The sequence below is a fragment of the Halobacillus locisalis genome (assembly GCF_013694105.1).
GTDB lineage: Bacteria > Bacillota > Bacilli > Bacillales > Halobacillaceae > Halobacillus > Halobacillus locisalis.
In genome coordinates this window covers 293,819-306,729 of sequence record NZ_JACEFG010000002.1, presented here as the reverse complement: position 1 = coordinate 306,729, position 12,911 = coordinate 293,819, and the positions used below count along the sequence as shown (strand labels likewise).

11 protein-coding genes and 1 pseudogene are annotated in these 12,911 nt (G+C 44.3%); 1 reads left to right on the top strand and 11 read right to left on the bottom strand.

The window, feature by feature from the left end; translation table 11 throughout:
• Positions 1–140: 140 nt before the first annotated feature.
• The 8 genes from H0266_RS08775 to H0266_RS08740 form a co-directional block, all read right to left on the bottom strand.
• Positions 141–1,451 (bottom strand): murein hydrolase activator EnvC family protein, encoded by a 1,311-nt coding sequence (locus H0266_RS08775; RefSeq protein WP_181472033.1) that lies wholly within the window; start codon positions 1,449–1,451, stop codon positions 141–143.
• 53 nt (positions 1,452–1,504) lie between these two features.
• On the bottom strand, positions 1,505–2,398 hold the full coding sequence (gene ftsX, locus H0266_RS08770; RefSeq protein WP_181472032.1) for a permease-like cell division protein FtsX: 894 nt from the start codon (positions 2,396–2,398) through the stop codon (positions 1,505–1,507).
• A 929-nt stretch (positions 2,399–3,327) separates the two neighbouring features.
• Complete coding sequence (locus H0266_RS08765; protein WP_181472031.1) at positions 3,328–3,555, bottom strand: hypothetical protein; 228 nt, start codon at positions 3,553–3,555, stop codon at positions 3,328–3,330.
• A gap of 22 nt (positions 3,556–3,577) precedes the next feature.
• Positions 3,578–4,285, bottom strand: a complete 708-nt coding sequence (gene cuyB, locus H0266_RS08760) for a cysteate racemase (RefSeq protein ID WP_181472030.1) — start codon at positions 4,283–4,285, stop codon at positions 3,578–3,580.
• Between the two features lie 41 nt (positions 4,286–4,326).
• Positions 4,327–5,874, bottom strand: coding sequence for a Mur ligase family protein (locus H0266_RS08755; RefSeq protein ID WP_181472029.1), 1,548 nt, complete (start codon positions 5,872–5,874; stop codon positions 4,327–4,329).
• 40 nt (positions 5,875–5,914) lie between these two features.
• A complete protein-coding gene (locus tag H0266_RS08750) occupies positions 5,915–7,102 on the bottom strand; it encodes a carboxylate--amine ligase (protein WP_181472028.1) in 1,188 nt (395 codons plus the stop codon).
• A gap of 258 nt (positions 7,103–7,360) precedes the next feature.
• On the bottom strand, positions 7,361–7,504 hold the full coding sequence (locus tag H0266_RS08745; protein WP_181472027.1) for a hypothetical protein: 144 nt from the start codon (positions 7,502–7,504) through the stop codon (positions 7,361–7,363).
• Positions 7,505–7,692: 188 nt separating this feature from the next.
• Entirely contained in the window at positions 7,693–8,478 is a 786-nt protein-coding gene (locus tag H0266_RS08740) for an RDD family protein (protein WP_181472026.1), read from the bottom strand.
• Positions 8,479–8,580: 102 nt separating this feature from the next.
• Here H0266_RS08740 and H0266_RS08735 point away from each other — a divergent pair, with 102 nt between their 5' ends.
• Positions 8,581–9,552 carry a stage II sporulation protein M gene (locus H0266_RS08735; protein ID WP_181472025.1) on the top strand — a complete coding sequence of 324 codons (972 nt, stop codon included), beginning with the start codon at positions 8,581–8,583 and terminating at the stop codon, positions 9,550–9,552.
• A gap of 21 nt (positions 9,553–9,573) precedes the next feature.
• Here H0266_RS08735 and H0266_RS08730 read toward each other — a convergent pair whose 3' ends face one another.
• The 3 genes and pseudogenes from H0266_RS08730 to H0266_RS19685 all read right to left on the bottom strand — a co-directional run bounded on the left by H0266_RS08730 (position 9,574) and on the right by H0266_RS19685 (position 12,882).
• Positions 9,574–10,932, bottom strand: a complete 1,359-nt coding sequence (locus H0266_RS08730; protein WP_181472024.1) for a DUF58 domain-containing protein — start codon at positions 10,930–10,932, stop codon at positions 9,574–9,576.
• Positions 10,883–11,809: an AAA family ATPase gene (locus H0266_RS08725; RefSeq protein WP_181472023.1), complete on the bottom strand. Its 927-nt coding sequence runs from the start codon at positions 11,807–11,809 to the stop codon at positions 10,883–10,885. Before H0266_RS08725 ends, H0266_RS08730 begins: the two co-directional genes overlap by 50 nt.
• A pseudogene (locus tag H0266_RS19685) lies at positions 11,806–12,882 on the bottom strand (DUF4350 domain-containing protein). The gene H0266_RS08725 and the pseudogene H0266_RS19685 overlap by 4 nt, the downstream one beginning before the upstream one ends.
• Positions 12,883–12,911: the final 29 nt, after the last annotated feature.

Here is a 12,911-nt window from a genome sequence, read left to right as displayed (position 1 = left end):
TACTTTCGTAGAGGGGCAAGAATCCTCAAATTCGAGTCTTCGAGATTAGGGAGATTATATGAAGTAGGTGGAGGTAAAACATGCGGTCAAAGTAAAAAACACGCTGGTCGATGTGACGACCAGCGTGTTTTGATTATTGTTTAAGGCAGATAGTTACGTGGGTTTACAGAATTTGAACGGCTTCCGTTCCAAGAACCTTTGTGAATTTCAAAGTGTAAGTGTTGTCCTGTTGAGTCCCCTGTACTTCCCATGTTGCCTAGGAATTGACCTTGAGATACCGATTGACCCTGAGACACTGCCGGGGTACTTCTCAGGTGCGCATATAGCGTCGTATAGGTTTGGCCATTGATTTGGTGAGAAATCATGACCACATTACCGTAACTTGACGAATAGTATGCACGACTGACTGTTCCTGCAGCCGATGCGTAAATCGGTACCGTTCCACCTGCAGCTAAATCGATTCCTGAATGTAATCGCATCTCATTGTGGATCGGGTGGTAGCGCATGCCGAATTCAGACGTCGCTGGTGCATTAGCAGGCCAAGCGAACGTAGCACTGCTTGACGGGCGAGAAGCCGAGCTTGAGCTGCTGGAACTTGAACTACTAGAGCTTGAGTTGGAGCTGGCTTTCTCAGCAGCAGCCTTTCTTGCTGCTTCCTCTCGTGCTTTTCTAGCAGCTTCTTCCGCTGCCTTGCGCTGTCGTTCAATTTCTTTCTGAATGGCTGCTTCTTGTGCAGCAAGGTTTTGATTTTCTTCTTCAATATCAATGACATGATTGTGAAGTTCTTCTTCTTTTCGCTCAAGAGATTGAAGAAGGTCGTTCTTTTCCTGTTTGCTACTATCTAATTCTTTTTTAAGAGATTCTAACTCTGCTAGATTCTCTTCCAAAGAAGCCAATTGATCTTCTACTTCTGCTTTCTTAGATTCCACAGCTTCTTTGTCAGCTCTGTGCTGTTCCAGTATCTCTTTATCCTGCTCTGCAATCGTATTCAGACTGATTACACGCTCTAAGAAGTTACCGAAGCTTTCAGCTCCCATTAAAACGTCTAAGTAATCAATAGCCCCTCCATTTTGATGCATAGACTTTACGCGATCCTTTAGTAACTCATCACGTTCTGCAATACGCTTCTCTAATTCTGCGATCTCTTGCTTGAGTTGCTCGATGTTCTCTCTTGTTTGCTTGATTTCAGCTTCTTTTGTGCTGATTTTATCTTGAGTTTCCATAATCTGGTTGTCTAATCTCGTAATCTCTGCATTCACTTGTTCTTGGTCTTCTTGAATTTCAGAGATCTCTTGTTCTTTCTGCTCTTTTTTCTTCTGGTTTTCCGATTGCTTGTCCTGATTTTCATCAAGCTTGTCTTTTAAAGATTCAGCAATAGCTGGGCTAGCTGTAAACAACCCAGACAACGTAAGGCTCACGGTCAGTACGGCGACGAACAATTTAAACTTCAATCAAACTTCCTCCCCCGGGCTCCTGTAAGTTTTCCAGTCAGTCTATCGTGTCTCTATACTTTCAAATACTTGCGAATGGATGTGAAGCTTCCCCATAAACCAATGGTGATTCCCATAAGTAGAAGAAGTCCTGAAACTTCCAAAACAAAAGGATACACTGGCAATAAATCAATGAATAGTGTCGGGAAACGCGTCTTAATTTCTGCGTAAAGAAAATCATAACCGAAGATGACTAAAGCAATCGGAATAAGAGAACCTAAAATTCCAATCAGTACACCTTCAATCAGGAATGGCCAACGTATAAACCAATTAGTAGCTCCGACCATCTTCATAATTTCAATTTCTTTCTTACGTGCCACAATCGTAATTCGAATCGTGTTGGCAATTAAAAACATCGCTGTAAATAACAGTCCAGCTATAATTGCAAGACCAACGTTGCGGGCAATATCCATAACGTTAAATAGACGCTCCACCGTTTCTTTGGCGTACTCTACTTTTTCAACATTTTCAAATTCTTCGATAGTCTGCGCCACTCCGATTGTATCTTGAGGATCTTCTGTTTGTACGACGAAGACATCATTCAGCGGGTTTTCGTCTTTCAAAGATTCAAAGACTTCCCCTTCACTTCCTAAGCTGTCAATCAGCTGTTCGAGTCCTTCTTCCTTGGATTGGAACTCGACGGTTGAGACCTTCGAAATTTCATCTATCTTCTCCTCAAGCTGTTCTTGAGCTTCTTGGGTAGACGTTAAATCGATGAATACACGCACTTCAACGTCTTCCTCGATTTGTGACCCAATATCATTCAAATTCAATAATATAGTCGCGAATACACCCACAAGCAACAGGGTGACCGTGACAGCAGAAATAGATGCTATAGACATCCATGAATTTCTCGTTAAATTCTTAAAGCCTTCTTTACCATGCCGACCGAACGTTTTGAACTTCATATCTTGTGACACCTCTTCACTTCGGACGTTCGTTGATTTTTTGCATATCTCAACGAGAAGAGACGAAATTCGACAAGAGAGAATTCGTGTCCTAAGTCATGCTTATCGAACAATTTCAATCACTTCCTACTAAACACTCATATTGTCATTCTAAGATGCATCTATGTAACTGTTGTCGATTTATGCAATTACCTACTCATTATAACAAAGAAATAGGCTAATTGGAGACTATTTATTATTACATTTGTGTTTCATACCTTTACACAAGAATGACAACTCGTGTCTTTACTTGTAGCCTCATACTTGTCAGGCGTCTATTCATAGTTATACACTTGTAAAGGTTTAAAGTCTCGAGACAAATTACCTATAGTTAAGAAACAAAAAAAGACAATTCTGATGAATTGTCTTTTTACAGGCTGTTGAAGAAGTCAAGGAAACGGTTCTGTTAGATCGCATGAGATTACCGTGGGATGGAAAACGACTCGCTTTCCTGCGGGGGAGCCGGCAAGCCTCCTCGTTCGTTGACACTCTCTGTGGGGTCTCGCCTAGGTCCTTCTCCCGCGGGAGTCTCCCCGTTTTCCATCCCACTATGCGATAAATAGTGAGAACAGAATCCTCGCCAAGCAGCATGGTGTGGTCATGAGTAGAGATCCTGATTGTCGTTGAATTCTCTAGAGGTTCAGCCTTCCTGTAGTAAGGTGGCGTGGAAACGGCGACACTCCTGCAGGATACTGAGGCTTGGGTGAGATCCCGCAGGTCGCGTAGCGAACGAGGAAGCTCACCGCCTCCTGCGGAAAGGGAGTCGTTTCCACGCCACCGGCTCCTTCTCATTTTGGCAGAACAGAAAGTGGCTTTCTCAACAAACTGAAAAAAAGACAATTCTTATGAATTGTCTTTTTAGATGAAGATTCTATAGCGAAGCTTTATGGTTATACTTTCTCTGTAGGAACTCGCTTTGTTCGCGGAACCTTTTCCGGGCGGTTCAAACAGACATCATACCACGCTTTTACGGTATGGTTGCTGACTTTTCTCACACTGGCTGATGGATATAGCTGCCTGAGCAGTTCCACCTCTTTCGCAGATAACCGGAGTTCTCTATGATAGACTCCCTCATAAAATGATTCGGACAAAAACTGTTTGGTCTCTTGTCTATTCATCCTCTGCACTCCTAGTCCTTGTTTACTTTTGGTAAACGGTTTCCTTCACCACAGCGTGAGCGACCACTTCCATCGGGTCGATCAATGGTGTTTTCACATGATAAGGTTTCAACACCAAGCCAATCTCAGTACAACCGGAAATAATGACCTCCGCACCGTTCTCAATCAGCTCCTGTGCCGCTTCTTGTAAGAGGTGGAGGGGCTCACCATCCGTGTTGCCACTTTTGATACCCTCTTCGCCATAAATGGCTTTCATGACTTTCTCCTGTTGAGTAAAAGGCGTCGGATAAATGACATCCATATTATCTAAATATTTCTCAAATAAGCCTGATTCAAGGGTCCCCGTAGTGGCTAAGACACCTATTTTGCTCGCTTTCGGATGAACATCTTGAATGAATTTCTTCGTCTCTAGAAAAGCATTCAATAGAGGAACGTTCACTTCCCGTTGGACATCGTCTATGAAGTAATGGGCTGTCATACATGGGATACAAGCGACGTCTACATCCAGCTTTTCTAAGTTCTTGGCGGCGTGAACCATCTCAGGTACTGGATTCGGTCCGCGACCTGAGATCGCTTCTGTGCGATCAGGAATCTTCGAGTTGCTATCAATGATGACCCGGAAATGCTCTTGGTCCTTCGATGCATTCGTCGCGCGGATGATTTTCAAATAGCATTCGGCTGTCGCTTCAGGTCCCATCCCCCCGAGAATACCTATGATTTTGTCATTCATGTAATGCCTCCTTGCGATAGACCTGAACATTTCTTAGATGCTTATAAAATGCCTGCCACGCGATTTTTCAGTGGCTTGAATAAGGTTTCTTCATCCATTTCTGGTCTCGCTTTGTTTAATTGTTCGAGTGCGATTTTTGCTCCAGGGTCCATCCCTTGGCAACCAGCTAATAACACGACATCGTCTTTTTGAACATCAGATAATGCATGTTCAATCGCTTCGTCCAGTTCTTTATATAACAACACACGGATACCCGCTTCGTTCATGACGTCTTGGAATACATCCAATTCCTCTTCCGTGACTTGGTCTTTTTCTGTTGTGTGAGAATCACTGAGAGTAGCGATGACCTCCGTCAAACCAAGCTGGGACGACCATTCAGCGATGGCTTCTGCGTTCTCACGGTTGACGGTTACACCACGGCTTCCTCGAATCGCATAGACAAGTTTCAAGTCCTCATAGCTCATTTGCTCGAGCGTACTTAACGTAACGTTAATATTCCCGTAGTTCGCAAAGTGATCATCAAGGATTTTGAAATCGTCCTCGAATACCATTTCAAAGCGCCGTTCCACGCCTCCGAATGCTTTTAACCCTTTTTGAATGGTTTCAAACGGGATTTCATTTAATAACCCTACAGCAATCGCCACCATGGAGTTATACACGGAATGGTAGCCAGGCGTAGATAATTCAATATCGAATGTCGTAGGCTCGTAAGTCGTCGTTCCAACTGAAAGAGGTTTACGGATCTCCACTTGGAACTTCGCACGGCCCGTTGACAAATCAAGATTGCGACACACAAGATCGCCATCTCCCGTCTCCACACTGAACGTCAGTATCTGAGCTTTCGTTTCTTCAATGAGAGATGCTGAATAGGAATCATCCAAATTCAGAATCGCCCAAGAATCTTCTTTCGCTTCGCGGATCAGACTAGCTTTACTATTAAAGTATTCCTCGAAAGACCCATGAAGGTCGATATGCTCACGGCTGATGTTATTCAGTGTCACAATGTCAAAATCAACACTACCGACACGCTTCAAATCTAAGGCAGAAGACGAAACTTCCATCGTTACATGAGATACATTTTGATCTCTCATTTGAGCGAAGTAATGATGAAGATCTAGAGATTCTGGAGTCGTAAGCTTCGTTGGTTCAGAATAGTCACCGAACTTCACGACAACGGTTCCGATGAGTCCTGTCTTTAATCCATGCTCTTCAAGAATAGCATTGGTCATAAAAGAGGTAGACGTCTTACCATTGGTCGCCGTAATTCCTACGGTCTTCATCGCTTGTGAAGGATGATTGTAAAAGGCATCAGCAAGAGCAGCTAAAGAAGCGCGACTGTCCTCAACCCGGAATTGAGGCAAGTCATCCCAGCCTTCTTGATAATCTTCGACAATAATTGCAGTCGCTCCGTTAGATACGGCTTCTAATATATACGTATGCCCATCTGTTTTAAAACCTTTGATACAGACAAAAATTTGTCCCGGCTCGACCTTTCTTGAATTATAAGCGAGCCCCGTAATGTCTAGATCTTTCTCATTCCACGATTCTAATACTTGAATGGATTGTAACAACTCGTTTAGTTTCGCCATGCTATCTACCTTCCCTGCTCAGATTATGCTTGTCTATCGTTCAACTTTTCTTCGTTACTTTATCGACAACGAGTCCGGCCATTTTTTTACCAAAAGCGATGGCTGGTTTCGGGTCTTTCGGGTCCCAAATCGCATGAGCTTTAGGTCTGAAATACGAGCCGATGACTTTCTTTGGCGAAAGCTGGCCAGTCTTGATGTATTCCCGAACCGCAAGTAAATCTTCATACGCATACCAAAACACCATGTTTTTGTCTTCTTGGATGGCCTTCGGTTCCAAAGGGTCCCCCGTTAAATCTCGGTACGTAATATATGGAATGTTGATTCCTGTCTTATATAGTAAATGGTTTAAGTTAGTGATTCTAACATTGATTTCGATTAAATAATAGCGGCCCGTTTCTGCATCCTTCTTAAATTCGATTTCGGCAAACCCTTTATAGCCGATTCCCTCTAAGAATTTCGCTCCTAAATCATAGAGCTCCGGGACATACTTCTGCTGCGTGTAAACAGATGCCCCGTAGTTGATCGGGAACTGACGCAACTTCTGGCAGGTTACCCAGTGTGTCACCTTAGCCTCTTGATTCAAATACGCATCAAATGTGTACATGTGATCATCGAAACCAGGAATGATACGCTGTACAATCACCTCTATATCTGCATCCTTCGCTTGTTGAACCTTTTCCAGTAACTCTTCCTGATTCGATACCTGGAACAGCTTTCTACGGAACTTGGCTACAAAGGCTGGAGAATCGACGGGCTTCACGAGACATGGGTATTGAATGATCTCATCCACTTTTTGAACAAAATCCTCATCGTCCACTTCCACTGTCTCAGGAACAGCCACACCGTGCTCAGAAGCTAAGGTATGTAACGTACCTTTGTCCATTACTTTAGTATAAAGTCCTTGCTCCGTTTGTGGAATAAGGAAATACTCCCGTAGTTCAGGTAAATAAGCGTCAACAAATTCCACATATGGGTCCGCTGTCGGAATCAGGACCGGTGTGCTCGTCTGCTGTTTTGCATAATTGATCAAAAACGTCACGAGCCCCTCTGGATCTTCTTTATAGTGAGGACCGATCAATGTCTCCGAGCAATACTTCGACTCCAGTCCATATGACCCTTCCCACGCATAATCGACGGCTGCCACATGAACATCATGCATGCCCAGACAACGAATCGTGCTTAGGCCGATATAATAATTGGCACCTAGAACAACTGCTTTATTCTCCATCAATAATCCCCTTCTTCGCACATGACATAGAATAGTTTCTTTTTTATTGCTAACGGCTACACTCAACCGTCAAATTTCTACACGAATATAAAACACTTCATTCAGTGGCGGATTGGCCACTGGTTGTTAGTAAAGTCGGGATAAACATTTCCATTTTACCATATAATCCATTGTAAAAAAATGATTATACGTACTTGGCCCACCTGTCCAAACAAAGAAGAGGACTCTCAAATCGAGGGCCCTCTTCCAGAAAAACATTTATTTAAACGACTGCGTAAATTCTACATCAGGTTGCAGTTGGTCCGGCTGAATCGTTTCTTTCTTAACCTTCTTAAATCGATTCACTACCTTATCAACAGCGTATAATACTAGGAACGTAAGCAAAACAGTTAGTGACAACATATACAGAGAAGTAAGCATAGGCTACATTCTCCTTTCCTTAACTATATTAGTTATATTTTAATAAATCCTAGTATATAATACCAAATTTCACGCTGTTGTAAATGATTAATATCAAATTCTTCATCATTCATCCATATTCTTCACTTTAATCAGTCATATACAAAAAAAGAAGCCGCTGCTACGGCCTCTCATGAGTGGAATTCCCAATCATCACGAACTGTTAAATAGATCTTTAGTAATTCATCTTCTAAATCCGATGACGTTTTACCCTTGGTGTCCATCCCAACCTTAGGAAACAGAATATGCGCGACTTCCAGGGTGACGTAAGAACGCTGGGAAGAAGATAGTGTTTCGAAACGATCGACATAAGCTTTTAACAGATCCCACTCCTTCTTTTGAAACATCTGCATCGATTGTTCGCTAAGCGGGATTGCCGTCAAGTCTCGTTTTTCGATTTCTTTATCGATTTTAGGGTGATTCTTCTTTTTACGCCCTTCATGTACAACGATCGTACCTGCCATCAAGTCACCTAACCGTTTATGTTTCGGATGGGCGAACACCATGATCATTCCCAACAGATAATAGATAGGCAGCATATCGATCACACGAAGGAGGTTACGTACCAGAATCTGAATACCAGTCGGGCTTCCCCCTTGATCATCAACGACACGAACACCCATGAACATCTTCCCGAGTGTCCTCCCTCCAGCAAGTAACTCCATGAAGAAGAAATAACCCCAATTCAGTAGGAAACTGATGATGAGAACGGTTGCGTAAAACACATTGCCCTCTGTTATAAACCATTCGGTCATATTGCGTTCCATAAAAAACAGGATGGCGAATAGACCAATATGCATGAGAGCTATGCCAGCCATATCGATAAGCAGCGCTGATCCTCGGCTTCCCAGCCCGGCTAATGTGACACGGAGCGTGACGTGTTCCGGTGTCTCGATTTTATATTCTTCATGATTCATCGAATCCCCCCCTTACTCTATGTAACATAACGGTTTCAATCTTCTCGGACGTTCTTTATAATTATAGATAATTGTAAAAATCTAGCATGGTGTGGTGAAGCAATGAATTATAAACAGTTTATTAAACAACACCGAAATGAATGGAAACAATTAGAAGATGTCTTGCATCAATTACATAATAAAAAACCGTCGCCTGAGATGGTCGAATCCTTTCAGCGCCTCTATCAAAAAGCAGCGCAGCATTTGTCCTTCAGCCAGACGTATTATCCGAACGAGGACGTGACCGACTACTTGAATGACCTCGTATCTAATGCGCACCATACGTTGTATCAAGACCGCGTATCGAATATGAAACAACTAAAGCAGTTTTTTGGCTCTACGTTTATTCGGATTTTCATCGAACAATGGAGATTCGTTGTCATCAGCATGCTTCTATTTACTTTGGGAGGTGCAGCTGCTTTTATCGCGGTTTCTCAAGATGTGATGAGCCTGTACTCTATCCTTCCAGAGTCGATGGCCCAAGCGTTCGACCCGGATCAGATCGGGAATCCGGACGGGGCTGTTGATTCGCCTGTCATGTCTGTAGAGATTATGACTAACAATATCCAAGTCGCCTTTTTAGCTTTTGCCGGAGGAATTACGTTTGGGCTGCTCACCGTCTATGCCCTTGTCTTCAATGGCATCATCGTGGGCGCTTTAGCCGCTCTTTATATGCAGTCTGGTAAATCCTATGAATTTTGGGCTTATATTGTCCCTCATGGAGTGATAGAATTGACGGCCATCTTCATCGCCGGCGGGGCAGGTCTTTTGATGGGCTATAAATTGTTCGTCCCCGGTAATCGGTCGAGGATCATCCAGTTAAAAGAACAAGCCTACCGCTCCGTCCTTCTGTTGATCGGGACCATTCCGATGTTCATCATTGCAGGGTTGATTGAAGGATTCATTACTCCCTCTACTCTTTCATTAGAAGCGAAATATGCCGTCGCTTTTCTTACACTGATCGGTCTTGCTGTGTACATCTCATACGGTCAGTACCGCTATATCAGAAAAAATGAAGGGACTCCGATGTATTAATGTAGGTATTGGGCTCGTGCTTTACAACAAACCTCTGTTCATCAAATCGATATAGCGGCTGACAGCGGTTGCGGCGAGCTGGTCTTCAGGTGCCTCAACCATTTGAAGCCCTTGTCGCTCCCACTTTCCGAGCTCTTTCTCTTTTTCCATCAAATGCTTTTGTGCCATGGTTTTGACCATGGCTTGTTTTGATGTGCGAGGAGTCACTTCAGCTTTTTGAACCGTCGTCTGATCTTCAATGCCGAGCATAAGAAAGACGTGCTTCCTGCGTAAACGCTGTAAATAAAACAAATGGGCCTCTTCATGAACGAGCGCATCGACATCGCTGAACAGCAGTAATAGGCTCCGCTTTTTCTGCACTTTCTCTAAATGCTGGAACAAAGCTGCATAATTCGACTCTACTTTCGAAGCCTTCAGATTATAAATTTGCCGCAAAATCGTTCGGACATGGTCCATCCCTTTAGCTGGCGGAACATAGACGTGCAAACCTTTAGAAAACGCGACGACTGAGACAGCATCGCCTTTTTTCAGAGCGGCGGTCGCAACTGTCACGGCCGCTTCCAACGTACGATCCAGTCGATTGCCCGTTTCTAACTCGACGCCCATCATGCGCCCACAGTCGATGATGATCGTAACAAACTTCCCGTGCTCCGGTTCATATTCATTGGTCATCAATTCTTGCAGCTTGGCTGTCTGCCTCCAATTGATTAAACGTAGATCGTCCCCGACAACGTAGTTTCGGATCTTCGAAAACTCCCCCGTCCCTTGTTGATGCTTCTTGATCCGCTTTCCTTCATGAAGCAAATACTTTTGAGCATCTTCAAGATATTGACGGCTACTTGTCATATCTGGAATCACACGAACGTGGTCAGTTAAATGGACTTTGTGCTGCTTTTGCCAAAGACCTATCTTCGAACGATACCGAATATGTAGCTGTTCGAGGGGATAATCCCCCCGCTCTTCTGGAGTAAGCGGATAGGTTAATGTTTTCTTTTGTCCAGCCGATACCGATTCCTTGATCGGGAAAGGGTGGGAGAACGATGGAGGAAGTTCATCTATAATGCGAAAGAAAGCTTCTTCCTTTGAATCATTCATGACCTCGATCGTCGCTTCCGTTTCCACCCCTCGCTCGAGCTCTTCATTTATGTAACGGTGGATATGCAACTGATTTTTCTTCGGGGAAAGCAGCAAATCCAGCAAACTAACGATCCCTATTCCAACATTGATTGCCATAATGGCAGCCCAGGATAGTCCCGAGATAGATAGAGAAATGGTAACCAAGGAGACAACGGAGAATGCAGCCACGAGCCTTGTTGTTGGTACAATCCCTCTATCTCGGAACAGGAACAGATCCCACAATGTCTTGAATGACTTGGTCATGCGTAGATCCCTCCAGTTCCATGTGCGGAGATAACATGATTCGGTGTCTAAGTGCCGGGATCGATACGACCTTCACATCATCCGGGGTCACATACTTCCGGTCATGTACATACGCCCAAGCTTTAGAAGCTTTCGCAATGGCAATGCCCGCCCTTGTACTCGCCCCGTATCGAATGGTATCCACATCCCGCGTCTCCCTTACAATCGACATCATATACGAATAGACAGAATCATCGATCGTGACCATTTCGATATCACGGCTGATCTCAAGAAATTCTTCCATCTCCATCACCGTCGTTAGCGCAGAGTTCTCATGGTCCTCCACAGCTTGCTTCAACACGGAGACTTCTTCTTCAAACTCAGGAAAGTCGACATGAAGTTTAAATAGGAATCGATCCTGTTGGGCCTCAGGCAGTGGGTACGTCCCTTCCGATTCAATCGGGTTCTGGGTCGCTACGACAAAGAACGGATCCGGAAGCTCGTACGTATCGCCTTGAATGGTCAATTGCTTCTCTTCCATGGCTTCAAGCAAAGCAGCTTGAGTTTTTGCCGGTGTACGGTTGATCTCATCTGCGAGTAGCACATTTGTAAAAATAGGGCCTTTCAATGTTTCGAAGGTTCCTGATTTCATATTGTAAATCATACTTCCCGTTATATCGCTCGGTAACAAATCAGGAGTGAACTGAATTCGCTTGAAATCGCCCCCTAGCAAACGGGAAAGCGTTCGTACCATTTGCGTTTTACCCGTTCCGGGGACACCTTCCAACAGAACATGTCCTCCTACGAGAATGGAAGACAATAATAATTTCATATTCTTCGTTTGTCCTATGATCCTCTTTTCATAATGTTCCATCAAGGCAGCCAATCGTTCGTTCATCGTTCCTGCACCTCTTTCCTAAGATCGTCGATGTTCTTACTGTACTGCAAATAGGACGATTTCCGCAGCTTGTCGTTCGTATCGATATCATCCAGATCGGTTGTGTATCGCTTCCAACGCGCTTGTTCATCAGTGGTTTGGTACTTCGCAAGCGCTTCGCGGATTTCTGCCCACGTACTCATTCTAGAAAGTCCAAAGCGTTTACGAATCCACGAACGAAGGTACTGTTCCTGAATCCGGATGGACTCCTTATAAAAGCCTCCTCTGGTGTACCAGGACGCGAGTGCTTGTAGACGCTCGTCACCTAAGCGTACGCGATGCTCTCTCGGTGTATAAATCGGTCCGAATCGCTTGCCATTCTTCCATAACCAGACGATGGTCAGAAGAAGCAATTGAAGAGCAATCACCAATACCCACTTGGGATAAATGGTAAAAACAGTCGGGATATTTTTCGGGCCATGGATATACTCATCCACTAAAACAGGACCAGGTCCCGATTCCTCCAATAACTGGGCTGTGAGAGCCGCATGATCATGTTCAAGAATGGCTCCATTGATGACCCAATCAGGGTTCATAGAGACAATCAATTGACCTTCTCCATATGACCTTTCCAATACAAGAGCGCCCTTGTCGTCTTTCATAAGCACCTGATCTGCTGCTTGTGGCCTTAGGCGGAAACCCTAATCGACCGTTGCATCTAGAGAATTCTCGAAAGGTCCCGAGACTGTAACCGGACCTTCTGATGGCGGTGTCGGATCTATTTTCAAGTCGAAATACCCCACCGGATTCTTTTTTAATAAAAGGATTGTATGTCCTTTTTCCATGAACTGTTCATATCGCCGCATCTCTTCTCCCGTCAGCGTATAAGACGGCTCCACCATAATGATGTTTCTCGATGCTGTTAAATTCGGCAGCTGCTCTGGAGATCCGTGCCAGCGACTGACTTGTCGTTCTTGTTCGATATACTCATACATCGCTTTCACACCGGACGGCGAAGGAGATTCCGAAACATAGGGGGAGAAGCTGTCTGGTTGTCGTGTTGAAGCAAGGAGAGCGGCCGCAAGAAGGACCATCACACCAACACCGATAAATAGCCATGGCT

What these genes read in the sequence shown, in the direction of transcription:
- H0266_RS08750 (WP_181472028.1), bottom strand. Translation starts at nt 7,102, where the DNA reads ATGGAGAATAAAGCAGTTGTTCTAGGTGCCAATTATTATATCGGCCTA.
- H0266_RS08740 (WP_181472026.1), bottom strand. Translation starts at nt 8,478, where the DNA reads ATGAATCATGAAGAATATAAAATCGAGACACCGGAACACGTCACGCTC.
- cuyB (WP_181472030.1), bottom strand. Translation starts at nt 4,285, where the DNA reads ATGAATGACAAAATCATAGGTATTCTCGGGGGGATGGGACCTGAAGCG.
- H0266_RS08745 (WP_181472027.1), bottom strand. Translation starts at nt 7,504, where the DNA reads ATGTTGTCACTAACTGTTTTGCTTACGTTCCTAGTATTATACGCTGTT.
- H0266_RS08725 (WP_181472023.1), bottom strand. Translation starts at nt 11,809, where the DNA reads ATGAACGAACGATTGGCTGCCTTGATGGAACATTATGAAAAGAGGATC.
- H0266_RS08765 (WP_181472031.1), bottom strand. Translation starts at nt 3,555, where the DNA reads ATGAATAGACAAGAGACCAAACAGTTTTTGTCCGAATCATTTTATGAG.
- ftsX (WP_181472032.1), bottom strand. Translation starts at nt 2,398, where the DNA reads ATGAAGTTCAAAACGTTCGGTCGGCATGGTAAAGAAGGCTTTAAGAAT.
- H0266_RS08730 (WP_181472024.1), bottom strand. Translation starts at nt 10,932, where the DNA reads ATGACCAAGTCATTCAAGACATTGTGGGATCTGTTCCTGTTCCGAGAT.
- H0266_RS08735 (WP_181472025.1), top strand. Translation starts at nt 8,581, where the DNA reads ATGAATTATAAACAGTTTATTAAACAACACCGAAATGAATGGAAACAA.
- H0266_RS08755 (WP_181472029.1), bottom strand. Translation starts at nt 5,874, where the DNA reads ATGGCGAAACTAAACGAGTTGTTACAATCCATTCAAGTATTAGAATCG.